Annotated in this window: 23 protein-coding genes; 16 read left to right on the top strand and 7 right to left on the bottom strand. The window is 54.6% G+C overall.

Going from position 1 to position 24,397, the window contains the following annotated elements; all coding sequences use genetic code 11:
* The coding region (locus B2T33_RS08170; RefSeq protein ID WP_286791667.1) for a GntR family transcriptional regulator at window positions 1-549 on the top strand (549 nt) is incomplete at its 5' end.
* A gap of 152 nt (window positions 550-701) precedes the next feature.
* The gene (locus tag B2T33_RS08175) at window positions 702-2,039 is read left to right on the top strand and encodes an NAD(P)H-dependent oxidoreductase (RefSeq protein WP_197145505.1); all 1,338 of its coding nucleotides are present in this window, start codon (window positions 702-704) and stop codon (window positions 2,037-2,039) included.
* 85 nt (window positions 2,040-2,124) lie between these two features.
* On the opposite strand, the gene grxC is transcribed toward B2T33_RS08175, so the two are convergent.
* From grxC to B2T33_RS08190, 3 genes are all read right to left on the bottom strand, one after another.
* Window positions 2,125-2,382, bottom strand: coding sequence for a glutaredoxin 3 (grxC, locus tag B2T33_RS08180; protein WP_008891709.1), 258 nt, complete (start codon window positions 2,380-2,382; stop codon window positions 2,125-2,127).
* Window positions 2,383-2,508: 126 nt separating this feature from the next.
* Window positions 2,509-3,276, bottom strand: a complete 768-nt coding sequence (locus B2T33_RS08185; protein WP_286791668.1) for a ComF family protein — start codon at window positions 3,274-3,276, stop codon at window positions 2,509-2,511.
* A 60-nt stretch (window positions 3,277-3,336) separates the two neighbouring features.
* Window positions 3,337-4,248, bottom strand: a complete 912-nt coding sequence (locus B2T33_RS08190) for a LysR substrate-binding domain-containing protein (protein ID WP_197145507.1) — start codon at window positions 4,246-4,248, stop codon at window positions 3,337-3,339.
* A gap of 131 nt (window positions 4,249-4,379) precedes the next feature.
* Here B2T33_RS08190 and B2T33_RS08195 point away from each other — a divergent pair, with 131 nt between their 5' ends.
* From B2T33_RS08195 to B2T33_RS08205, 3 genes are all read left to right on the top strand, one after another.
* Window positions 4,380-4,997: a glutathione S-transferase family protein gene (locus B2T33_RS08195; protein ID WP_286791669.1), complete on the top strand. Its 618-nt coding sequence runs from the start codon at window positions 4,380-4,382 to the stop codon at window positions 4,995-4,997.
* A 120-nt stretch (window positions 4,998-5,117) separates the two neighbouring features.
* Complete coding sequence (locus B2T33_RS08200; RefSeq protein WP_197145509.1) at window positions 5,118-7,223, top strand: pyridoxamine 5'-phosphate oxidase family protein; 2,106 nt, start codon at window positions 5,118-5,120, stop codon at window positions 7,221-7,223.
* 97 nt (window positions 7,224-7,320) lie between these two features.
* Window positions 7,321-8,220: a methyltransferase domain-containing protein gene (locus B2T33_RS08205; RefSeq protein ID WP_197145510.1), complete on the top strand. Its 900-nt coding sequence runs from the start codon at window positions 7,321-7,323 to the stop codon at window positions 8,218-8,220.
* Between the two features lie 18 nt (window positions 8,221-8,238).
* Here B2T33_RS08205 and B2T33_RS08210 read toward each other — a convergent pair whose 3' ends face one another.
* Window positions 8,239-8,457 (bottom strand): DUF6500 family protein, encoded by a 219-nt coding sequence (locus B2T33_RS08210; RefSeq protein ID WP_197145511.1) that lies wholly within the window; start codon window positions 8,455-8,457, stop codon window positions 8,239-8,241.
* A 126-nt stretch (window positions 8,458-8,583) separates the two neighbouring features.
* On the opposite strand from B2T33_RS08210, the gene sfsA reads away from it, so the two are divergent.
* The 4 genes from sfsA to B2T33_RS08230 all read left to right on the top strand — a co-directional run bounded on the left by sfsA (window position 8,584) and on the right by B2T33_RS08230 (window position 11,516).
* Window positions 8,584-9,297: a DNA/RNA nuclease SfsA gene (gene sfsA, locus B2T33_RS08215; protein ID WP_197145512.1), complete on the top strand. Its 714-nt coding sequence runs from the start codon at window positions 8,584-8,586 to the stop codon at window positions 9,295-9,297.
* A gap of 110 nt (window positions 9,298-9,407) precedes the next feature.
* Window positions 9,408-10,214, top strand: a complete 807-nt coding sequence (gene map / locus B2T33_RS08220) for a type I methionyl aminopeptidase (RefSeq protein WP_197145513.1) — start codon at window positions 9,408-9,410, stop codon at window positions 10,212-10,214.
* A gap of 26 nt (window positions 10,215-10,240) precedes the next feature.
* Complete coding sequence (gene radC, locus B2T33_RS08225; protein ID WP_197145514.1) at window positions 10,241-11,083, top strand: RadC family protein; 843 nt, start codon at window positions 10,241-10,243, stop codon at window positions 11,081-11,083.
* Between the two features lie 37 nt (window positions 11,084-11,120).
* Entirely contained in the window at window positions 11,121-11,516 is a 396-nt protein-coding gene (locus B2T33_RS08230; protein WP_197145515.1) for a VOC family protein, read from the top strand.
* Window positions 11,517-11,686: 170 nt separating this feature from the next.
* Here the strand turns inward: B2T33_RS08230 and B2T33_RS08235 are convergent, their stop codons facing one another.
* Window positions 11,687-12,550 (bottom strand): MipA/OmpV family protein, encoded by an 864-nt coding sequence (locus tag B2T33_RS08235; RefSeq protein ID WP_252723959.1) that lies wholly within the window; start codon window positions 12,548-12,550, stop codon window positions 11,687-11,689.
* A 129-nt stretch (window positions 12,551-12,679) separates the two neighbouring features.
* The gene (locus B2T33_RS08240) at window positions 12,680-13,894 is read right to left on the bottom strand and encodes an AraC family transcriptional regulator (RefSeq protein WP_197145516.1); all 1,215 of its coding nucleotides are present in this window, start codon (window positions 13,892-13,894) and stop codon (window positions 12,680-12,682) included.
* 690 nt (window positions 13,895-14,584) lie between these two features.
* Here B2T33_RS08240 and B2T33_RS08245 point away from each other — a divergent pair.
* The 5 genes from B2T33_RS08245 (at window position 14,585) to B2T33_RS08265 (ending at window position 20,133) form a co-directional block, all read left to right on the top strand.
* Complete coding sequence (locus B2T33_RS08245; RefSeq protein ID WP_197145517.1) at window positions 14,585-16,219, top strand: peptide ABC transporter substrate-binding protein; 1,635 nt, start codon at window positions 14,585-14,587, stop codon at window positions 16,217-16,219.
* A gap of 78 nt (window positions 16,220-16,297) precedes the next feature.
* Window positions 16,298-17,221: an oligopeptide ABC transporter permease OppB gene (oppB, locus tag B2T33_RS08250; protein ID WP_197145518.1), complete on the top strand. Its 924-nt coding sequence runs from the start codon at window positions 16,298-16,300 to the stop codon at window positions 17,219-17,221.
* A 2-nt stretch (window positions 17,222-17,223) separates the two neighbouring features.
* The gene (oppC, locus tag B2T33_RS08255; protein WP_197145519.1) at window positions 17,224-18,129 is read left to right on the top strand and encodes an oligopeptide ABC transporter permease OppC; all 906 of its coding nucleotides are present in this window, start codon (window positions 17,224-17,226) and stop codon (window positions 18,127-18,129) included.
* 19 nt (window positions 18,130-18,148) lie between these two features.
* Window positions 18,149-19,123: an ABC transporter ATP-binding protein gene (locus B2T33_RS08260; protein WP_197145520.1), complete on the top strand. Its 975-nt coding sequence runs from the start codon at window positions 18,149-18,151 to the stop codon at window positions 19,121-19,123.
* Entirely contained in the window at window positions 19,120-20,133 is a 1,014-nt protein-coding gene (locus B2T33_RS08265) for an ABC transporter ATP-binding protein (protein ID WP_197145521.1), read from the top strand. Before B2T33_RS08260 ends, B2T33_RS08265 begins: the two co-directional genes overlap by 4 nt.
* Before the next feature lie 88 nt (window positions 20,134-20,221).
* Here the strand turns inward: B2T33_RS08265 and B2T33_RS08270 are convergent, their stop codons facing one another.
* Window positions 20,222-21,982, bottom strand: a complete 1,761-nt coding sequence (locus B2T33_RS08270) for an HD family phosphohydrolase (RefSeq protein WP_197145522.1) — start codon at window positions 21,980-21,982, stop codon at window positions 20,222-20,224.
* A 310-nt stretch (window positions 21,983-22,292) separates the two neighbouring features.
* Between B2T33_RS08270 and purB the strand changes: the two genes are divergently transcribed.
* The gene (gene purB, locus B2T33_RS08275) at window positions 22,293-23,603 is read left to right on the top strand and encodes an adenylosuccinate lyase (protein WP_197145523.1); all 1,311 of its coding nucleotides are present in this window, start codon (window positions 22,293-22,295) and stop codon (window positions 23,601-23,603) included.
* A 162-nt stretch (window positions 23,604-23,765) separates the two neighbouring features.
* Window positions 23,766-24,386 carry a YbhB/YbcL family Raf kinase inhibitor-like protein gene (locus tag B2T33_RS08280; RefSeq protein WP_197145524.1) on the top strand — a complete coding sequence of 207 codons (621 nt, stop codon included), beginning with the start codon at window positions 23,766-23,768 and terminating at the stop codon, window positions 24,384-24,386.
* Window positions 24,387-24,397: the final 11 nt, after the last annotated feature.

Here is a 24,397-nt window from a genome sequence, read left to right on the forward strand (position 1 = left end):
ATTGCCGAGGAACTCAATGTCTCGCGGCAACCAGTGTTGCAAGCTCTGGGGTTGCTGCGTCGTGACGGACTGGTCGAACCAATGGGACGGCGCGGATATCGCGTTGCGCCTGTCGACAGCGACCTTGTCCGTCACGTTTATGACCTGAGAGAAGCATTTGACGGGCTTGCAGGTCGTCTTGCTGCTGAAACCAAGGCACCGGATCGGGAATCGGCTTTGCGGGCTGCCATTATACAGGGACACCACGCTCTGGGCAGCGGCGACACCGCAAACCTTGTTGCAGCCGACGTCGCATTCCATCAAACGATCTACCGTTTGTCGGGTAACCCCCTGTTGCCCGAAGCATCAGCCGCAGTCTGGCTTCAGATCAGACGAGTGATGCATGCCTACCTGCAGATCGGGTACCCCCGTGATCCGATCTGGACGGAACATCAGGCCATCGCCGATGCAATCTGTGTCGGCGATGGTCCTCTTGCCGAAAAACTGGCGCGCGATCATGGGCGCAATGCACGTGATCGCCTGATTTCCCGAATGGAACAGCCAAGCTGACCTTCCCCTCGCTGCCACCAACAGCTCACTATTTCGTCGCCCTTCGCACCACCAATCCCCATCGACTTCAAAAAATCTGCCAATGACCCGTCCGCGTCGCCAAAGGCAGAACCATATAAGAACGACAAGTTTCCTGTCTGGGAGGAACGCCAATGAACCTTGATACAAAGCTCCGTAAACGGGCCGATGAAGGCAATCCCGTCCGGGTTGGCATCATCGGTGCTGGCAAGTTCGGATCGATGTTTTTAAGTCAGGCCGGTCATCATCCGGGCTATCACGTTCTGGGCATTGCGGATCTGAGTATCGACCGCGCCAAGGCCACCTTGCGCCGTGTCGGCTGGTCAGATGATCAGTTCGCGGCAAAGGACAGCGCATCGGCTTACCGCGATGGCACTACCTGGATCACCGAGGATGCCGATGCCCTGATCGCCGCAGACGGGCTTGAAGTCATTATTGATGCCACCGGAAGTCCCGCAGCCGGTATTCGCTTTGCGCTTAGGGCCATCGAATATGGCCGCCATATCGTCATGGTCAATGTCGAGGCCGATGTACTTGCCGGGCCACTTCTTGCCAAACGGGCCGAGGCCGCAGGTCTTGTTTATTCCATGGCTTATGGCGATCAACCGGCGTTGATTTCGGAAATGGTCGATTGGGCTCGCGCGATTGGCCTGCCGGTAACGTGTGCTGGCAAGGGCACCAAATATCTTCCGATCTATCATCATGTCACGCCCGATGATGTCTGGCATCACTATGGCCTGACACCTGAACAGGCACAGGCGGGCGGCATGAACCCGCAAATTTTCAACAGCTTCCTGGATGGCACCAAATCGGCCATCGAAATGGCGGCCGTGTCCAATGCCTGTGATCTTGTGCCACAGGATTGCGGATTGCAGTTCCCGGCCTGTGGCGTTGACGATTTGCCCCGACTACTTTGCCCGCGTGAAAGTGGTGGCATATTGGATCGCAAAGGCACGGTCGAGGTGGTTTCAAGCCTTGAACGCGATACCCGTCCGGTGTTTCGCGATCTGCGCTGGGGCGTTTATGTGACCTTTGAGGCCCCCAGCGACTATGTCGCGCGCTGCTTTAATGAATATGGCCTTCTGACCGATCCAAGCGGACAATATTCGACCATGTATAAGCCCTATCACCTGATCGGGTTGGAACTTGGCATTTCGGTGGCGTCTGCCGCCCTACGCGGCGAAGCCACCGGCACCTCGCGCGCATGGTCGGGCGATGCGGTTGCCACCGCCAAGCGTGATCTTAAACCCGGTGAAATGCTTGATGGCGAGGGCGGCTATACGGTTTACGGCAAACTGATGCCTGCCCTGACGTCAAAGTCGCGCAATGCCCTTCCGATCGGGCTTGCGCACCATTTGAAAATCAAACGACCGGTGGCGATGGATCAGACGCTTACCTGGGATGATGTCGAATTTGATGCCAAGGACCCGGCAATTGCCTTCCGCAAGGAAATGGAAACCACCTTTGGCTGAGATCGCAATCATCAGACAAATAAAAACCCCGGCCAAACTGGCCGGGGTTTTGTATGACTATTGCCGTTAATCAGCCAAATGGCGATCAGGCAGACAGTTTGGCTTCGAGCTTGTCGGCAGCTTCCAGCGCCATCAGCTCGTCACAGCCGCCAATATGTTCGTCATTGATGAAGATCTGCGGCACGGTGTGACGGCCATTGGCACGGTCCATCATTTCCTTTTTGCGACGCGGTTCCATCATCACATCGATCAGCTGGTATTTCGCACCCTTTTCCTCAAGCAGCTTGCGCGCACGCTTGCAATATGGGCACCATTCGGTGGCATAGACTTCAACTTTTGCCATGTTGCAATCATCCTTCTTCTTGCAGCCGATCATGCCCAAAGCCCCGCTGAACAGGGGATCACAGCATATGATACGGTGCGGAATTACGTTCAGATGAGCGCTGTATATCAGAATTAATGTAATGCGTCATCGCACGACACGTGCAACCGTGATCACAGATACGTGCATAACACCTGATTGTTTTAATGCCCGGACACAGGCATTGGCCGTTGCCCCGGTGGTCAGAACATCGTCAACCAACACCACCCGCGCCCCGACAAGATTGCATTTCTCAGCGCGCGCTTCGTCGACAACAAATGCCCCGCCAACTTCGCGTTTGCGTGAAGACGGCCCAAGCCCGCCAAGGCTTCTTGTGTTGCGGTGACGGGCCAGAACCAGCCCATCCCATGGCACGCCGGTCATCTGCGAAAGCTTAGCGGCCAAAAGACCCGACTGGTTATAGCGCCGTTTCAAAAGCCGTCTTCGATGCAACGGCACCGGCACGATCAGATCGGCCTGATCCCAGATTCCCCTGCCCGCCTGATAGACCCAGCGCGCAAGAAGCGGCGTCAGTTCACCGCGATCCGCATGCTTGAACCGCAACAGGTATTCGCGGCTTTGATCATCGTACACCAGTGCCGCCCGTGCCTGATCAAAGGCCGGTTTCTTTTGCAGGCAATTGCCACACAAAATCTGTCCGCTTTCATCAAGATCACCGCCGATGTTAGCGCTATCATCAAGTTCGAACGGATAGCCGCAACAGGCACATTGCGGGGCCGTGATAAACCTTAAACCCGCCCAACACGCGGCACAGACCGCATGGGTGGTATCGGTCACATCGCCACAGCCACCGCACCGCGGTGGTAAGATGGCGTTAACGCCCATGGTTGCGACGGTGCGGACCCATTCGATCATCTGCAATGCTATCCACGATCACCTTAAGGAACGGGCAGCATAGCACACGCAAGGATTGAATTAGCCAAAATCAAATAACGGATTTTTCCGCAAGGTGTCCGCCGCCAGATCAATAAAGGCCCGAACCTTTGCCGGGGCATGGCGGCCCTCGGGATGGACCAGATGAATTGGGACCGGATCGGGATCATAATCGCCAAGCACGGCCACCAACCGCCCGTCCGCAAGATACGGGGCCGCCTGATAGGACAGCATGCGCACAATTCCCCAACCTTCAAGGGCGGCATTTCGGGCCGCCTCAATCGAATTGGTTTGCCATCTGGCATCCGGGGAGAAGCCGATCTTGCGCCCGCCATCCGGGGATCTGAATTGCCAATCAAGCCGCGCGGACGATCCGGTCGTGGCAATGATGCGATGCGCGGCAAGCTCAGACGGCTGTTGCGGCGTTCCGTATTTCCGAAAATACACTGGTGAAGCGCAAAGTATCTGGCTGACCTCTCCAACCCGCACGGCACTAAGCGATGAGTCGGCAAGATCACCGATACGCACCGCAAGGTCGATGCCTTCCTCGACAATATTGACGATGCGATCAAACAGCAAAAGGCGCGCGCGCATGTCGGGATATTCATCCAGATATGCGCCAACAATCGGGGCGACATGCATCTGGCCGAACTGAACCGGGGCGGTGATGGTCAACATACCGCTTGGTTTGGCATAGGCCCCACCAGCGGCGGCTTCGACTTCTTTAAGGTCGGCCAGCAACCTTTTGCAGTCTGCATAATACCGTGCACCGGCCTCTGTCACCGTGACCGACCGGGTTGTGCGCGTCAGAAGGCGTGCGCCTGTCACATCCTCCAGATACGCGACCGCGCGGGTGACCGCAGGCGGACTTTGACGCAATGCGCGCGCAGCAGCGGCGAAGCTGCGCGCCTCGACCACATGCACAAACACATTCATTGCTTCGAAACGGTCCATCTTACGCCCCGTGATTATTCCACTTAACGGAATACTAAATTTCCAAATAACGGAATTCCATCATTAAATAGAAATAATCACAATATCCTCCGTTTTCGCCCCATGCGAACCAGTAACTCGGAGGATGTTTCATGAAATTGCATTATTTCGCGCTGTCGGGACACGCCCATCGCGCCCACCTTTTCCTTAGCCTGCTTGGCATTGATCACGAACTGGTTCATGTCGACATGGTCAATGGCGAACATAAGTCCCCGGAATTCCTTAAACTGAATCCGTTCGGGCAGGTTCCCGTGCTTGAAGATGGCGACCTTGTCATCGCGGATTCCATCGCAATCATGGTCTATGCCGCCAAAAAGGTCGGCGCGACCAATTGGCTCCCCGAAGATGCAGCCGATCTGGCACAGGTTCAGCGTTGGCTTTCGGTTGCTGCGGGTGAAATTGCCTACGGCCCGTGTGCAGCACGTCTATTGACGTTGTTTGGCGCCAAGTTTGATGCAAACGATGTCATTGCCCGTGCGCATGGCGTGCTGAAACTGATCGATGATCGCCTGTCAAACCGCGACTTGATTGCGCTTGATCATCCGACCGCCGCCGATATCGCCCTTTACAGCTATATCGCCAACGCCCCCGAAGGCAATGTCGCGCTTGATACCTACACGCATGTTCTTGCGTGGCTGAAACGTATTGAAGCACTGCCGGGCTTTGTCCCGTTTGAAACGTCATCGGTCGGTCTTCGGGCGGCTTCGTGATGATATGGGCCGGTCGTTGATCCCTGCGCGTAACGCGCAAGAACTCAAAGCGCCGGCCCCGTCTGACCTGCCTGCCCCGCTACTCCTCGATACCGTCTTTCCAATGGACAGGAGCACGAGATGAACACGGCCAACACTACGACATCCACACCAGTGATGCCCCCAAAAGACCGTGAGGCCTGGCACCAAGGTGAAATCGAGATGCAGGAACGTGTGGGTGTTCGTCAACAAATGGCGGATGTCGGAAAACGTGTTCTGCGTGATCACCTGATCGATCAACATCGCCAGTTTTATCCGCAACTGCCCTTTGCCGTGTTCGGAACTGTTGACGAGAACGATGATGTCTGGGCGACATTACGCGCCAATCATCCTGGGTTCTTGTCGGCATCTGATCCCTATCACCTGTCCGTCAATTTACCACGCGACGCCGATGACCCCGCCGATGCCGGGATGGGCGACGGCAAGCCGATTGGCATGATCGGCATCGAATTGCATACGCGTCGCCGCAACCGGTTGAATGGACGCATTACCGCACAGACTGGTACGAAATTTGACATTCGGGTCGGGCACAGCTTTGGCAACTGCCCGCAATATATCCGTCTGCGCGATTTCGAATTTGTCCGCGACCCGATGTCTGCACCGACATCCAAACCCGAAATATCCGGCGAACTTGATGAACGGGCGCGAAACCTGATTGCACAGGCCGATACCTTTTTCGTTGCGACCTATGTTGATCGTGACGGCGGGCATCGCGAAGTTGATGCATCCCATCGTGGTGGCAAACCGGGCTTTGTTCATGTGGATACCGATGGCACCCTGACTATTCCTGATTTCGCCGGAAACCAGTTTTTCAATACGCTGGGCAATATCCTGTGCAATCCCAAGGCAGGTCTTGTCTTTACCGATTTTGCGACCGGTGATGTCTTGCAAATTACCGGTGATGCAGAAGTCATCACCGAAGGCCCGGAAATCAGTGCTTTCAAGGGTGCCGAACGGCTGTGGCGTGTTTTCCCGCGCAAATCAGTCTGGCGGGCATCGGCATTGCCAATCCGCTGGCGCCCGCAGGAAGAGGGCATGTCCCCCAACAGCCTTCTGACCGGGGATTGGGAAAGTGCCGAGAAGAAGCTTGCCGCGATGAGCGCCGCGCAAAAATGGCGCTCGTTCAAAGTGGTGCGGATGACAGAAGAGAACCATCTGATCAAATCCTTCCACCTCGAACCGGCTGATCAGGGTGGCTTGGTATCGTTTAACCCCGGTCAGCATTTGCCAATCCGGGTGAACGTGGCGGGCCATGACAAACCGTTGATCCGAACCTATACACTTTCCAGCGCACCGTCGGATGCGCACTATCGGATCAGTGTCAAACGCGAAGGCATGGTATCCGGCCATCTTCATGACAACTTGAATGTTGGCGATACGCTTGAGGCACGCGCCCCTGCTGGTGATTTTTCCCTGCTGCCGGATATCAAACGGCCGATGGTTTTAATGGCAGGTGGGATTGGCATCACGCCGATGATGTCGATGATGCGCCATGCGGTTTACGAGGGATTACGCACACGCAATTTCCGCCAGATCTGGCTGTTTTATGTAGCACGGAGCCTTGCTGACCGTGCCTTTGATGCGGAAATTGTCGAACTGGTCAAAGCCGCCCAGGGCAACATCCGTATCATCCGGGTTCTTGGTGATCCCGATGGCGCGACACCGCGCAAGGATTACGAAGCATCGGGTTATATCGACATGAACCTGTTGCGGGCCGTTTTGCCGTTTGATGATTTTGACTTTTACCTGTGCGGCCCGCCCCCGTTCATGCAAGGCCTTTATGACGGGCTGCGCGGGCTTAACATCGCCGACAAGCGCATTCACGCAGAGGCATTTGGCCCCGCGTCATTAACCCGCAGTCGGGACAGCGATGACGACGTTCCCGAATTGCCCCGTGCAAGCAGCAAGCCCACCAAGGTCGAGTTTGCCCAATCAAACCGGTCTGCCGTCTGGCAACCGGATGCAAACAAGACGTTGCTCGAACTGGCCGAGGATGCTGGTCTCACGCCTGAGGCAAGCTGCCGGGGCGGGAATTGCGGCACATGTCGCACCAAAATCACACAGGGCAGCGTGACCTATAAAAACCGGCCCAGCGCAAAAGTCGGCGCAGACGAAGCGTTGATCTGTTGCGCTGTCCCTGCCGAACCGGAAGACGGCGAACCAACGCCACTGGTTCTGTCGATATAGGCTGAATGGATTTCTGGTTCTTCGATTGCAAGGGCGGGATCAAAGCTCTATCTAGATCGTAACTTTTACAACGATTTTAGCCGGAGCTTCCCGCCCCATGGCCGATCCGATCACCGTCTTTGATCGAGACATCCTGAAACTCCGCCGCGACCGTGCGGCGACCAAGGCACAGGATTATAATTTCCTGTTTGCCGAAACAGCCGAACGCCTTGCCGATCGTCTTGATGACACCACGCGTACATTTCCGCTGGCGGTCGATCTTGGCTGCCATAGTGGTGAATTGGGCCTGATCATCGGCACACGCGGCGGCATCGAAACGCTGTATCAAAGCGATATTTCGCGGGGCTATGCCAAGGCCGCACAGGCCAATAACGGCAAAGGCACTCTGGTGGCGGATGAGGAATTCCTGCCCTTTGCCGAAGGATCGCTTGATCTGATCCTGTCCAATCTGTCACTCCATTGGGTCAATGACCTGCCCGGTATGTTGCTTCAGGCACGCCGCGCCCTGAAACCCGACGGGTTGTTTCTGGCCTGCTTGCTTGGGGGTGAGACGCTCAAGGACTTGCGCGAAGCTCTGATGACGGCGGAGGCCGAGGAAGAAGGCGGCGTATCCCCGCGTGTATCACCGTTTGTCGACGTCAAGGATGCCGGGGCACTTTTGCAGCGCAGTGGCTTTGCCCTGCCCGTGGTCGATGCCGATGACATCTATATCGACTACCCGGACGCACTGAAACTGATGCGGGATCTTTCGGGGATGGGCGAAAGCAACCTGATTGCCAAACGATCCAAGAAATTCACTAAACGCAGCACCCTTGCCCGGGCAGCAGCAATTTATCACGAACGCCATGGACGACCTGATGGCCGCATCCATGCCAAGTTTCAGGTGATCTATCTGACCGCCTGGGCCCCGGATGAAAGCCAGCCCAAACCGCTACGCCGTGGAACGGGTCAGGTCAGCCTGGTTGATTTCCTCGGTGATGACGCGAAAAAGCAATAAAGCTGGCTCAAGCTGGGATCACTTCCCGGCTAAGACCATGTCGCGGATCTTGGTCGCCTTTTCAAAGTGGTCAAGCTCGTGGGTTTTGATCCACCATGTTGCGGCCTCCAACAATGTGTCCGGGTCATCATTGCGATTGGCAAAGAACGCATAGAATGACAGGCCGACATCCGGCCCCTTTTGCGCGATTTTCTTGTCGCAAACAGCAATGATTTTGTCGCGCAGACTTTGACGCATGATGGCTCCGTGAAAGGGTTGTGACTGCAAGGGGTTGATGTATGACCTGTTTGCCGCGAAATTGGCAGTCTGATAACGCCCATCACATGACAGTTTATGTCAGGATAGAATTCCCGAAAGGTCGACATGCAACTTCCCCAACCCCTGATCCACGGCAAACTGATCAAACGGTACAAACGGTTTCTCGCCGATGTTGAGCTCGAGAGTGGTGAAGTGATCACGGCCCATTGCGCCAATCCCGGCGGGATGATCGGGCTGAAGGAGCCGGGGATTGATGTCTGGCTGTCGCAATCAGACAATCCGAAACGCAAACTGAAATACAGTTGGGAGCTTTGCCAGATCGGTGATGCATGGGTCGGCATCAATACAGCGCACCCCAACGCCATTGTCGAAGAAGCAATCCTTGCCGGGAAAATTCCCGAACTGACGGGCTATGAAAGCCTGAAGCGTGAAGTCAAATACGGCAAGAATTCGCGGATCGACATTTTGCTGTCTGATCCCGACCGCGGCCTTTGTTATGTCGAGGTCAAAAACGTTCACCTAAAACGCGACGAAGACGTTCCGGGCCTTGCAGAATTCCCCGATGCCGTCACCGCACGCGGGGCAAAGCATCTGGATGAAATGGCCGATATGGTTGCCGAGGGCCACCGGGCGGTGATGTTTTACCTGATCCAGCGCACCGATTGTGATCGTTTCACACTGGCGACCGACATCGATCCGCATTACGGCGAACGCTTCAAGGCTGCGCGGGCCAACGGGGTTGAAGCCATTGCCTATGATTGTTCAATTGATACCAGCGCAGTCACAGTGCGAAACGCGCTTCCGATCACCGGGTTGTAAGCATCAAAGCCCGCGCATATCAGCCAATCCTTGCCAATTATGGCGTCTGGCTTTATGTCATTGGGCTATAAAACAGACACATACCTAGCCGAGTTTAAGGAGATTTTCGGGTGGCGAACGGAACAGTTAAAATTCACGGCCCCGAAGCATTTGAAGGCATGCGCGCCGCTGGAAAGCTGGCAGCAGAAGTGCTTGATATGATTACCCCGCATGTGGTTCCGGGTGTCACCACCGGTGAGCTTGATCGCCTGTGTGATGAATATATCCGCGATCATAATGCGATCTCGGCCTGCCTTGGCTATCGCGGCTTTCCGAAATCCACCTGTACCTCAATCAACCATGTGGTCTGCCATGGTATTCCGGGCGACAAGAAACTCGCCAACGGCGACATCATGAATATCGATGTCACCGTCATCCTTGATGGCTGGTATGGCGATACGTCGCGCATGTATATCGCAGGCACACCAAAGGTCATGGCGCAGCGTCTGGTAGATGTGACCTATGAAGCGCTTTGGCGCGGCATCAATGCCGTCAAGCCGGGCGCAACCCTTGGCGATATCGGCCATGCCATTCAGTCCTATGCCGAAAGCGAGCGTTTTTCGGTGGTGCGTGATTTCTGCGGCCACGGGCTTGGTCAGGTGTTCCATGATGCGCCCAATATCCTGCATTACGGCAAACCGGGCGAAGGACTGGTGCTTGAGCCCGGCATGATCTTTACGATTGAGCCGATGATCAATCAGGGAACCTATGCGTGTAAAATTTTGCCCGATGGCTGGACAGCCGTGACGCGAGACCGCAAACTGTCTGCACAGTTTGAACATTCGCTCGGCGTGACGGAAGACGGGTTTGAAGTATTTACCCGATCCCCCGCCGGTCTGGAAAAGCCGCCCTACGATCTCAGCAAAGCTGCCGAGTAACGGGCACCTAAAAAGGGGAAGCAGATTTGAGCGAAAAACAGGATCGCAAAGCTGCTTCCACTCCTGCCCAACAAACCTCATCAGAAATTGATGATGGCACGCGGGTCTTTTTCGATCAGGCCCGCACAGCGCATGCATCGGGCACGCATGGCGTATCCGGCACCGACGCAGTGGACGTCGAAAAATCCAAATCCGCAAAACCCCATTATCACGGGCATCGCCAACGGCTGCGGGATCGGTTTATCAAGGGTGGTGCGACCGCCCTTGCCGATTACGAGTTGCTTGAACTGATGCTGTGCATGGCAATGCCGCGGGGCGACGTCAAACCACTGGCAAAATCGCTGATCGCGCAATTTGGCAGCTTTGCCAATGTTCTGGCCGCCCGTCCCGAAGACCTCAAAACCGCCAAAGGCCTTGGGGATGCGGGGATTGCCGCCATCAAGATTGCCGAAGCCTGCGCGCTCCACCTATCACGCGAACGGGCGATGGAATTGCCGGTGATCGCCAGTTGGGAACAGCTTATTGATTATTGCCGGGCCCGGATCGGGCATCTTAAGAACGAGGAACTGCATCTGCTGTTTCTTGATCGCAAGAACCGGCTGATCGCCGATGAATGCCATCAACACGGCACGGTCGATCACACGCCGGTTTATCCGCGCGAAGTCATCAAGCGCGCGCTTGAACTGCATGCCTCCGCCCTTATTCTGGTGCACAACCATCCAAGCGGCGATGCCACCCCGTCAAAGGGTGACATCGACATGACCCGCAAGATTGTTGATGCCGCCAAAGCAATGGACATCACCGTGCATGATCACATCATCATCAGCCGTGCCGGATATAATTCCTTTAAGACGCTTGGCCTGATATAGCTGCCATCCCTGATCCATTTCCCACCACGAAATAGCCATGCCCCATATCGGTTTGTTCGCCCTTGTCGTGCGCGACTATGACGAAGCCATCGCATTTTACACCGAAAAAGTCGGCTTTGAGTTGATTGAAGATACCGACATGGGCTGCGGGAAACGGTGGGTGGTGGTCTCCCCGAAGGGAGCTAGTGAAACACGTGTTTTGCTGGCGAAGGCAGGCAATGACGACCAAGTCAGCGCGATTGGCAATCAAACCGGCGGTCGGGTTGGCTTTTTCCTGAACACAGATGACTTTGAGCGCGATCACAAATGCATGGTTGATGCAGGGGTTCGTTTTCTTGAAGCTCCCCGCGATGAGCCCTATGGCATGGTCGCCGTGTTTGAGGACCTCTATGGCAACAAATGGGATTTGCTGCAACTGAAGGTATCAGGGTGAAACTGGCTGCTATCCCGATACCCGTCATCGATCAGGAACAAAGTCGCGCAAAGAGGTAACGGACCGGCAGTTGGTTGCAATAGTGGGGGATGCCGGTCCGTCTCGTCGGCAAAGCCTGATTGCTTGCCGACAAGTTCGAGGTAAGATGATGACAGGGAGACGGTTCAGGGTCAGAAGGTGTAGACCAGCACCAGACCAGCACTGAGCACATAGTCCTCATCAATGATCGGACTGTCAGTATATTCGTCGAGCAGGAATTTAACGTCAGTGGTCCCGACGACGGCAAAACTTTCGGTCACCGGATAGGTCACACTGAAATCAAGATGCGGGATAAAGGTGGCGTCGGGGGAATAGAAGCCACGATCACTGCGCACTTCATTGCGACGTACGCCGACGTTGTAATCAACCAGGTCTTCGCTTTGCCAGGTCACACCACCGCCGACATTGAAGCTGAACTTTTCGTATTCGGTTGGCAGGTAATAAGCAACATCCACCTCATGCCCGCCATGAGCATTGTTGAGATCAGTCTGATAGCTTGCCTGAAGCTCGCCGTGCCAAACACGCAGCGATCCGCCGATACCGGCTTCGTATGCCATATCGCGTTTTTCAAGCCCGTTCAGATAGCTTGAGTCACCCGGATCAAATGGCTCCATCCGAAGGCCACCAATGATCGAAACGCTGGCAAAGTCATTCATCCAGACTTTGGCATCAATGCCGTCAATACCGATACGAAGACGTTCGGCATCGTAGGCCAATACCGGAAGCGCGTCTAAATCTGTACTATCGGCCCCGCGATAGGGATTGCTGCTGATCTGGCCGAAGGCACCGATCTGCCAATCGCCGCCAAGCCAGGGTTTAAGTGGGTCTTCGGTCTGCGGATTTACCTGTTCGCGGATGATTTCCCTTTGTCCAGGCGTTGCAGTCTGGGCGTGTGCGCTGCTGGCAAGCATGATGATGATGGCTGCCGTACAGATGCCAAGTCCGCCCAGCACCATTGCATCCCCCAAACGACGAGAACAAAAATGCGATACCATAATGTCTAAACATCCCAATTGTGTTGTTGATGTCGCGACATTGCCCGAGCGTGCCAAAGAAGGCGTCCGGTTTTATAGCCTTGTACTTACAATCCGTGCCAAACAGGTACGAATGCGCATTCATACGCCTTAACTATTTGATTTTGCGAAATTGTTCTGACGATAGTTACTTGGTGTATGACCGGTGATTTTCTTGAACGCCTGATTGAAGGTCGATTTCGAATTGAAGCCGACCTCGGTTGCGATATCTAGGATCGTGCGATTTGGTTCCTCGATCAGCAGGCGAGAAGCCTCGTCAACCCGGACTTCATTAACGAAATCAAAGAAGCTTTTGCCCAGATGCTGGTTCAAGACAAAGGAAAGCTGGTTGGGCGTCGCCCCGACAGCAGAAGCCAGTTTCGGCATGGTGAGCAATGGATCAAGCATCACATTGCGGTCTGCAACGATCCTTGCAAGGCGGGTGCGAATACGGTCGATGCCGGGGTCATCAACAATTGCACGCAACAACGGGGGCTGCTGGGTGTCCGGCCCTTGGCCGGTTTCCTGACGTTCAGGCAGATTGTCCTGGGCACCGTCTTCGGTTTCCGCTTGCACAAAGATCGCCGGGTTCTGCGCAATAACCTGACACATGCGGAAGAACACAACCACAAACCCCACCTTGACACCAAGCGACAGCCATTCCGCGTGAAAGACAAACAGATCCAGCAAATTGGTCAAGGTGAAGACGGTAAACAACACCGTCATCCCGACAAGAAGTTCGATAATCCAGCGACGCATTCGTTCACTGTCGGCTTGGAGTTGCCAATTGGCTTGTCGCAAATAACGCCGCGCGAGCCGCCATATCCCAGCCATGTAACCGACAAACGACACGCAAAACAGGATGACAATCGCCAGGAGAACCAAATTGGCAAGCCCTTGCGATGAAAACGCAATCTGCAACCCGACATCACGCACATGATCCTGATTGGCGACCATCCGCGTACTTTTTAGGTAAACCATAAGCCCGATCGCTGCAGTCACCGGGATTAATACCAGAAAATGCCGGTAGGGCCGGGAAACCGGATTGCCGGAAACTTCCCGAAAATACAAATATATCGACGGTATAAAGGCAAAAAAGAATGGCGCAAAAACCGGCACAAGATACAGGTTCACTATCGGACTGATGAACGGGTCGAACGTATCGTCGATAAAACTCATACCGACCGAAAATCCGAACACCATGAGCCAGCGATTGGCGCGAAAAGAACGCTTGCCTTCGTCCATCAACAGGACAATCAGGAAAATCGCCTGCGATACGCCAAGAACCGAAACGATCAGAAAAAGAATGTCGAATGTTTCAATCATTCCTGCGCCTTCAGTGGCGGTTTCTGTTGGTGGGATATGCTTGGCCGAGCAGAACGCAAGGGCCGCAACGAACTCTACGGAAATACGCGACTATCAGGCACGCTGCAACCAAGACTTACTTGAAGGGCCTCAGCAAGATGGATGCAGGCACTGCGATCAAAACAACCCGATTTATGCAATATCGCCTTGATCGCACTGTTCTTCACGCACTTATTTTCACCCATATTCTTGATAGGTTCCACGCGTTCGTAAAATTGCAATCAGATCGCCACCGGGTCTGCAAAAGAGTTCCCTTTCAAATATCTGCTGTTTTAAAATCCGTCCTGTGACCGCCATATGGGCCGGGTTTCTTGCGATTCGGTCGCATCTTGTGATGTGCGAGACGGTCGAATGGGAACGGTGTCAGCACAGACCACCACTTTTGCGCGATCATCCACTGAAACCATATCATCCTGGCGGTTTTCGGACGATCGGTGTTAAGAACGCCAAACGCCGTAATAAATTCGACATAAATCCCCATATGCACAACAATTAACGATTGAAAACGTTTTCCCGCGCAAGCATTAATCTATCTGCCCCGTTGTGTAGAATCTACCTTGCAGTAAGCGCATACCCGGATCAGTATTTTCACGTACGTACTTTCTGGGAGGTACGTAACGAAAAATCAAAATGACAAGGGAGACATTTTAGATGTCAGACAACGCGATGACTGCAAAAGGTCTCGTGAACGGGTTGCTAAAATCCTCACGTGCTTTTGTCTTGGGTACCGCCTTGATTGCCGGATCGATGACGATGTTGTCGACCAGCCAGGCGCAGGCCGAAAAGATCCTGCGAATTGGTAACGACGGCGAACCGCAGTCAATGGATCCGCATTTCATCTCTACCGTTCAGACCAGCCGTATCTCCGATGATATGTCGCTGGGCCTTCTGACATATGGCCCGGATGGCCAACCGGTTCCCGGTGCAGCCGAAAGCTGGACCGTCTCTGAAGACGGAATGACTTACACCTTCAAAATCCGCGACCATAACTGGTCGGATGGCACCCCGGTGACGGCACAGGACTTTATCGCCGGCTGGGAACGTCTTCTTGATCCGGCACTGGGTGCGGAATACGCATCCCTGCTTTACATCATCGAAGGTGCTGAGGAAGTTAACACTGGCAAGGATGGCGCGAAACTCGCAGCCAAGGCCATTGATGACCATACCCTCGAAGTCAAACTGACCGCACCTGCCCCCTATTTCCTGGCACAGCTGACCCACCAGACCGCTTTCGCCATTCCGCGTCATGTCGTTGAAAAATACGGCAAGGATTGGGTAAAGCCGGAAAATATCGTTGTGAACGGCGCTTACAAACTTGTCGAATGGGTGCCAAACGTTCACACCAAACTGGTCAAGAACGAAGAATTCTATGACGCCGCAAACGTTCCGATCGACGAGGTGATCTATTACACCTACGAAGACCGCACGGCGATGCAGAACCGTTTCCGTGCCGAAGAGCTGGACGTTGCGCGCGACATCGCATCCGAACAGATTTCCTGGCTGCGTGACAATTTGGCCGACAGCCTGCGCATCGCGCCCTATGCTGGCATTTATTATTACGCGATCCGCACCGACAAAGAGAAATTCCAGGATCCGAACGTCCGCAAGGCACTGTCGCTTGCGATCAACCGCGAAGCAATCACCGACGCGGTTCTGAAAACCGGCGAACTTCCGGCTTATTCCTTTGTTCCGCCGGGAACCGGTAACTATACCGAGCCTGCATATGTTTCCTGGAAAGACCTTTCGTATGGTGACAAGGTCGCCGAAGCCAAGAAACTGATGGAAGCAGTCGGTTATACCGCCGAAAACCCGCTTAAATTCACGCTGCGTTACAACACATCTGAAAACCACAAACGCATCGCGATTGCGGTACAGAACATGTGGAAACAGATCGGCGTCGATGCAGAGCTGTTTAACACCGAAGGTAAAATCCACTATGCCGACCTGAAAGTCGGTGACTTTGAAGTCGCCCGTGCTGGCTGGATTGCCGATTACAACGACGCGCAGAACTTCCTGTTCCTCGGCGAGGAACGCACCGGCCCGCTGAACTATGCAGCATTTGATAACCCGCGCTACAACGAATTGATGCTGGCTGCCGAGAATGAAGGCGACCTGAAAAAGCGTGCAGAACTGATGCATAGCGCGGAAGCCATCATGATGGAGGCACAGCCCTACATCCCGATTTACTACTATGTCTCGAAACAGCTGGTCTCACCAAAGATCAAGGGCTGGATCGATAATGCCCCGGATCGTCACCTGACCCGCTGGCTCGACATCGCCGAGTAAATCCTGCCTTCGTGTCGCAGGCTGTGTGGTGTTCCTCCCGCCCGCAGCCTGTGACCACCCCGACGGGGATGAGAGAAAATGTTATCTTACGCCATTCGGCGCCTGCTGATCGCGATCCCGACATTGTTCATCGTGATCACAGTCGCCTTCTTCATGATGCGTATCGCACCGGGCGGCCCGTTCGATCAGGAACGCGCATTGCCGCCGGAAATCGAAAAGAACATCAAGGCTGCCTATGACCTTGATAAGCCGCTGGTCGAACAATACGCGATCTATATCGGCAAGCTTTTCCGAGGCGATTTCGGACCATCAATTAAAATCCGCGACTTTTCGGTTGCCGAACTGATCATGGCAGGTGCCCCTGCCTCGATGCAGCTGGGCTTGAGTGCGATTGCCATTGCGCTTGTGTTTGGCGTCGCGTTTGGCACCTATGCCGCCATTCGACAAAACAGCGCGGTTGATTTCGTTGTCATGGGTGTCGCGATGATCGGCATCGCCATTCCGAACTTTGTCATGGCGCCGTTATTATCGCTGGTATTTGGGCTTTATCTGTCGATCCTGCCGACCGCTGGCTGGGGGGATGGGGAACTTGAATACAAAATCCTTCCGATCATCGCACTTGCCCTGCCCCAGATTGCCTATATCGCACGTCTGACCCGCGGATCGATGGTCGAGGTTCTGCATTCGAATTACATCCGAACCGCACGTGCCAAGGGCCTTCGCGAGACGCTTGTCGTCAATCGCCACGCCATCAAGGGCGCGCTGTTACCGGTTGTTTCCTATCTTGGTCCGGCAACGGCGGCCGTCATGACCGGCTCGGTCGTGATCGAAAGCATCTTTGGCGTGCCCGGTATCGGCACCTATTTCATCAAGGCAGCGCTGAACCGCGACTACCCGCTCGTGATGGGGGTGGTGATTGTCTATGCGGTGATGATCATTCTGCTGAATTTCCTGGTCGACATGATTTACGGCCTTCTTGATCCCAAACTGAAGTCACGCTGATAATGAATAAATCTGAAAAAACAGCTCTGCTGCAATCAGCCGGCGCGGCCGAAGAAATCGAAGGTCGCAGCCTGTGGCGCGATGCCCGTATCCGGTTGTTCCGCAACAAGGCGGCTGTCGCCTCAATGATCATTCTGGGCATTATTACGTTACTCGCGATCTTTGCCCCGCTTCTGAGCCCCTATGCCTATGACCAGATCGACTGGGGCTATATCCAGGAAGGTCCGAACTGGGAAAACGGCCATATCTTTGGCACCGATGGCAATGGCCGCGATCTGTTTATCCGGGTGCTTTATGGCGCGCGTGTATCACTTGCGGTCGGGCTTCTGGCTACCACGGTTTCGCTGATCATCGGCGTTACGTACGGCGCAGTTGCCGGATATTTCGGCGGCAAGATCGACAGCATCATGATGCGGTTTGTCGATGTGCTTTATTCCCTGCCCTTCATGTTCTTTGTCATCATGTTGATGGTGGTGTTTGGCCGAAACATCTTCCTGATCTTTGTCGCCCTTGGCGCGGTTGAATGGTTGACCATGGCCCGTATTGTCCGCGGTCAGACATTGTCGTTACGTCGGCGCGAATTTATCGAAGCGGCCCACGCAACCGGTGTTTCGAACTTCAAGATCATTTTCCGCCACATCATTCCCAACGTGCTGGGCCCGGTCATTGTCTATATGACGCTGACCATTCCGCAAGTCATCCTGACCGAGAGCTTCCTGTCCTTCCTTGGACTGGGCGTACAAGAGCCGCTGACAAGTTGGGGCGTTCTGATTTCCGAAGGGGCCAAGGTGATCGAGGCATCAACATGGATGCTGATCTATCCGGCTGTGTTCCTGGCACTCACCCTGTTCTGTTTTAACTTCATCGGTGACGGTCTGCGCGATGCGCTTGATCCGAAAGACAGGTAAGGGAGGACAAGGAAAAACCATGACCACAAATCATATTCTGACTGTCGAAAACCTGACCACGCGCTTTCAGACCCCGGATGGCGAGGTCGAGGCCGTCAATAACGTCAATTTCCACATTGATCCGGGCGAGACGCTTGGTGTTGTCGGGGAGTCCGGATCCGGCAAGACACAGATTTTCCTGTCGCTGATGGGATTGCTTGCCAAAAACGGCGCATCCACCGGTTCGGTCCGATACAAGGACAAGGAAATCCTCAATCTGCAGACCCGCGAATTGAACAAAATTCGCGGTGTGTCGATGTCGATGATCTTTCAGGATCCGATGACATCACTGAACCCGTTTCTGAAAATCTCCCGGCAGATGACGGAAGTTCTGGTCGAACATCGTGGCATGTCGGAAAGCGATGCCTTGGCGCGCGCAATCACCATGCTTGATCGTGTCGGAATTCCCGGCGCGGCCCAGCGCGTTCACATGTATCCGCATGAGTTTTCCGGCGGCATGCGCCAACGCGTCATGATCGCCATGGCGCTGTTATGTGACCCGGAAGTTCTGATTGCCGATGAACCAACCACCGCCCTTGATGTAACGGTACAGGCACAGATCCTTGATCTGTTGCGCGATCTGCAAACAGACTTCAACACAGCCACCGTGATGATCACCCATGATCTGGGCGTGGTGGCGGGTCTTTGTGACCGGGTGATGGTGATGTATGGCGGGCGTGTTGTCGAAACCGGATCGGTCCGCGACATCTATTACGACAGTCATCATCCCTATACCGAAGGCCTTTTGAAATCGATGCCACGGATTGATCGCGCCGATGAAGAAAGCCTGTTTGCCATTCCCGGCCAGCCGCCCAACTTGCAGAACCTTCCAAAAGGCTGCGCCTATCAGGAACGTTGCGAATATGTGTTTGATCGCTGCTGTGCGGAACGCCCGCTTTTGAGGGAATTTGGCAATGGCCGGGCCAGCGCCTGTTTCCGGGAGGATGACAAATGAGCGTGATGAACAATTCCGCAAAAAAAGACGCTTCACCGATCCTGTCGGTCCGCGATCTCAAGGTTCATTTCCCGATCCCATCCAAGGGCCTGTTTGCGCCTGACCGGCAGCTCAAGGCCGTGGATGGCGTCAATTTCGATCTTTATCCCGGCGAGACACTTGGTATTGTCGGGGAGTCCGGCTGTGGCAAATCCACGCTTGGCCGTGCGATCCTGCAATTGATCCCACCAACCGATGGCCAGGTTGCCTGGCTCGGCAAGAACATTGTCGGTGCCCCACATCGTGACATGCAGCCATTGCGTCGGGACCTGCAGATCATTTTTCAGGATCCGTTGGCCAGCCTGAACCCGCGCATGACGATTGGCGAAATCATTGCCGAACCGCTGGTCACCCATAAGCCGGAACTCGGCAAGGAAGAAATCAAGGCACGGGTCAAACGCATGATGGCGCGCGTTGGCCTGTTGCCGCAAATGATCAACCGGTATCCGCATGAGTTTTCCGGTGGCCAGTGCCAGCGCATCGGCATTGCGCGTGCAATGATCCTGGAACCCAAACTGATTGTCTGTGACGAGCCGGTCTCAGCGCTTGATGTTTCCATTCAGGCCCAGATCGTCAATCTGTTGCAGGAATTGCAGCGTGAATTTGACTTGTCACTGATTTTCATCAGCCATGACCTGTCGATTGTCCGCCACATCTGTCACCGCATCATGGTTCTCTATCTGGGTAATGTCGCCGAACTTGCAGACCGTGACAGCATCTATGCCGCACCACGACACCCCTATACCAAGGCCCTGATTTCTGCCGTTCCAATCCCCGATCCCGAGATCGAACGCAATAAGGAACGCATTGTTCTGACCGGTGATTTGCCAAGCCCGCTGTCACCACCATCAGGATGCGTGTTCCGGACCCGCTGCCCATTTGCCAAGAATAAATGCGCACAGGAGCCACCGGTACTGGAACGCGTTTCAGACAGTCAGGAAGTCGCATGTCACTTCCATGACAGCATCTAGTTCAACAAGAGCCTCCCAAGAAACTGCACCCGAACTTTTAAGACCGCCCTTGTGGCGGTCTTTTTTTGATCCGTGTGCAGAAAGCTGTCTAGTCAGGATTGGAGATGATGAACTGTGCGATATCGACTTCGTCGCGCTGATCTTCGCGCAAATACTTGCGTCCGTATTCCTGATAAGTGCCGCTTGTCAGGAAAAGCTCGAAAAGGTCGCTATCGATCTGCCCCTTGTCGCGCATGTCGGCCAGGATCGAGATACATTCAGATAATGTCTTCGGCCGTTTATACGGGCGATCTACAGCTGTCAGCGCCTCAAAGACATCGGCAATCACCATGACCTTTTCGAGGATCCCCATATCATCGCCCGTCAGACCACGCGGATACCCGGACCCGTCCATCTTTTCGTGATGATTTCCGGCAATATCGGGAATGCGTTGCAGTTCCTTGGGATATGGCAATTGGGCCAGCATATCCTGGGTAATGACAACATGATCGTTGATCACCTGGCGTTCTTCGGATGTCAGGGTGCCGTGCGGGATCGAGAGGTTATAAAGCTCGCCCCGGTTAAAACCGTTATAGATGTCGGTTTCGCGATCCATCAGAAGCTTTTCAGTGCCGGTTGCGCGCAGTTCGGCGAGTTTCGCATCATCAAGGCGCTGTTGTTCCGACCAGGACAAGCCGATGGTGCGATCAAAATATCGCGTCCATTCCTGCTCTGCGATGTCATGCAGGGCAAAGATGGTGTCGGTATCAAGTTCGGTATCGCCAATATTGGCATCCGCCACCATGGCAAACTGGGTTTCAAGTTCGGTCACCCGGCGGGCAAAATCGGCCTCGCACTTAAGTGCGTCCTCGCCATCCAGCTTGCGTTTAAGCATCTCGATCTCGGCGTCACGACGCAGTACTTCAAAGCGCGTGCGGACTTCGTGAATACGGTTATGGATGGTTTCAAGCTTGGTGGCCTTTTCCATCACATGATCAGGGGTGACGATCTTGCCGCAATCATGAAGCCAGGCCGACAGGTCAAGCTCGTACCATTCCATGTCTGTCAGATAGAAATTGGAAAAGGTGCCATCCCGGTCATCCACAGCCGCCTGCGCCAGCATGCGCGCTATGATCGGCACACGCGAACAGTGGCCTGCGGTGTGCGGTGATTTGGCGTCAATCGCCTGACCCAGCACGCGGACGAAGCTTTCCATCAGGTCGCGCTGTGCCACCAGCAACCGGCTGTTTTCAATGGCAACCGCCGCCTGACTGGCCAGCGCATTGATGATCGGTTCAATCGCCGGATCAAAGGAAATCACATTGCCCGCATCGTCACGCGCATTGATCAGCTGCAAAACGCCGATCACAACGCCGCTGGTGTTTTTAAGCGGCACGGTCAGGAAGGATTTCGACCGATACCCTGTTTTGGCATCAAATGCCCGGGTGCCGGTAAAATCAAATCCCTCGGCACTATAGGCGTCATCAATATTGATCGCCTTGCCGGTCAGCGCGACATAGGTCGCGATATTGGCGTAGTTCGGGCGGCCTTCGTCGTCATAAAGCGGCAAGGGCGGGAATGGTTTCTCGGTTTCGCGGCCCGAAACAAAGAACGTCTCAAGCGTATCATTGACCATGATCCGGAAATGAAGTTCGCTTTCGTCCTGATTGACGACATAAAGCGATCCACCATCGGCGTTGGTGAAGTTACGCGCGGCCATCAGGATTTTCTGGTTAAGCTCTTCGCGCCCCTGCTGTGCCGACAGGGCGATACCCAGTTCAACCAGTTCCGCCAGATAGTTTGCGTCTGTATTGCGGACCTGTGTCACATCTTTCTGATGATTGTTGGCCCCGTCGCGTTCACGCGCCATAAAAATTCTGCCCACTTCGCATTCGGATTAACCGCGTCGTCGAAGATACATCCTGCCTGCTTACAGGATATATTCTCAATAAGTTGCTATTTTTCTAAGATTAGGCTCAGGACAGACCCTAAACAAGTTTCTCGGTGGCAAAATCGCCTTCACAATCCTGCTATACCCGTCTGCAGGGTTGCCAATTTGCCCGGAATGGACTATCCGACCCCGTGAAAGCGTGCCGGCGCCGTGATCGTGCAATCAACTACGCATTCCGATCATCGAGATCTATTTCCGGCACCCAACCATCTTGCCCGGAGGCGACCGCATGATCCCCCGTTATTCCCGTCCGCAGATGACATCCATCTGGGAACCGGCGAACAAGTTCCGTATCTGGTTCGAAATCGAAGCCCACGCTGCTGACAAACTGGCTGAACTGGGTGTTATCCCGGCTGATTCCGCCAAGCTTGTCTGGGAAAAAGGCGACAAGCCCTATACCCAGGACCGCATCGACCGCATTGACACCGTCGAAGCCGAAGTCAAACACGATGTGATCGCGTTTTTGACCGAACTGGCCGAACAGGTCGGCGAAGAAGCCCGTTTTGTCCATCAGGGCATGACCAGCTCGGACGTGCTTGATACCTGCTTTAACGTGCAGCTTGCCCAGGCAACCGACATCCTGCTTGAAGATATGGACAAGCTTCTGGCAGCACTTAAAAAGCGCGCCTATGAAACCAAAGACGTCCCCTGCATGGGCCGTTCGCACGGCATCCACGCAGAGCCGGTGACCTTTGGTCTGAAGCTTGCGACCTTCTATGCGGAATTCAAACGTAACCGTGATCGCCTTGTTGCCGCACGTGATGAAATCGCGACCTGCGCAATTTCCGGCGCGGTTGGCACATTCGCCAACATCGAACCGAGTGTTGAAGAACATGTTGCCGCCAAGCTTGGCCTGAAACCGGAACCGGTTTCGACCCAGGTGATCCCGCGCGACCGTCATGCCGCCTATTTCGCAGCCCTTGGCGTGATTGCATCGTCGATCGAACATCTGGCAACCGAAATCCGTCACTTGCAGCGCACCGAAGTTCGCGAAGTTGAAGAATTCTTCTCCAAGGGGCAGAAAGGCTCCTCGGCGATGCCGCACAAGCGTAACCCGGTTCTGACCGAAAACCTGACCGGTCTTGCCCGTCTGGTGCGTTCAATGGCCATCCCGGCAATGGAAAACGTTGCCCTGTGGCACGAGCGCGACATTTCGCACAGCTCGGTCGAACGTAACATCGGCCCGGATGCGACCGTCACGCTTGATTTCGCCCTGATGCGTTTGACCAACGTTGTTGAAAACCTGGTTGTCTATCCGGAGCGCATGGACGAGATCCTGAACCAGATGGGTGGTCTGGTCTTCTCGCAGCGTGTTCTGCTGACGCTGACCCAGTATGGCGTTTCGCGCGAAGATTCGTATCGCATCGTTCAGCGTAACGCGATGAAGGTCTGGAACCGCGAAGGCGATCTTCTGTCGCTTCTGAAAACCGACGAAGACGTCACCAACCGCATTCCGATGGACAAGCTCGAAGCGCTGTTTGACCTTGGCTACCACACCAAGCATGTCGACACGATCTTTGCCCGTGTCTTTGCGGACTAAGCAAAATACCAAAGCCTGCTTTAAAGCCCCGGCCGCATGGTCGGGGCTTTTTCGTTGGCTAGTGCAGCAATACAGGCCTTTGACATTGCGCATCATTGATGCTGAGCTATATCGAACACAGCCAACACATCAAAAAATGTCAATTGCAGGAAAGGCATAGCAATGAAACTGAGCATCAAAGGATGGGAAGACGGCGCGCCGATCCCGGCCAAGTTCGCGTTCGGTAAAATCCCGGCAGAGGGCCGGTTTGAAACATCGGACAATATCAGTCCCGCCATTTCCTGGAGCGACATTCCCGAAGGCACCAAATCCTTCGCCCTGATCTGCCACGACCCGGATGTCCCGTCATCGGGCGAGGACGTCAATATCGAAGGCAAGGAAGTCCCGGCAAGCCTGCCGCGTGTTGATTTTTACCACTGGGTTCTGGTCAATATCCCTGCCAGCATCACAAAGCTTGAAGAAGGTGTCGCGTCCAATGGTGTGACGCCAAAGGGCAAGATGCCCGGTGCCAAGCCATATGGCACGGCGGGCCTGAACAACTATACCGACTGGTTTGCCGGCGATACCGATATGGGTGGTGATTACGGCGACTATGACGGTCCCTGCCCGCCATGGAATGATTCGATCATTCACCACTATCATTTCACGGTCTATGCGCTTGATACCGACAAGATCGACCTGCCAGAGCCCTTTACCGGCCCGGATGCCCTTGCCGCCATCGAAGGCCATGTTTTGGGCAAGGCAAGTTACATGGGCACCTACACCATGAACCGCGATCTGTAATCCGCGCCGTA

The organism is Thalassospira sp. UBA4513 (assembly GCF_002388495.1).
GTDB classification, from domain to species: domain Bacteria; phylum Pseudomonadota; class Alphaproteobacteria; order Rhodospirillales; family Thalassospiraceae; genus Thalassospira; species Thalassospira tepidiphila.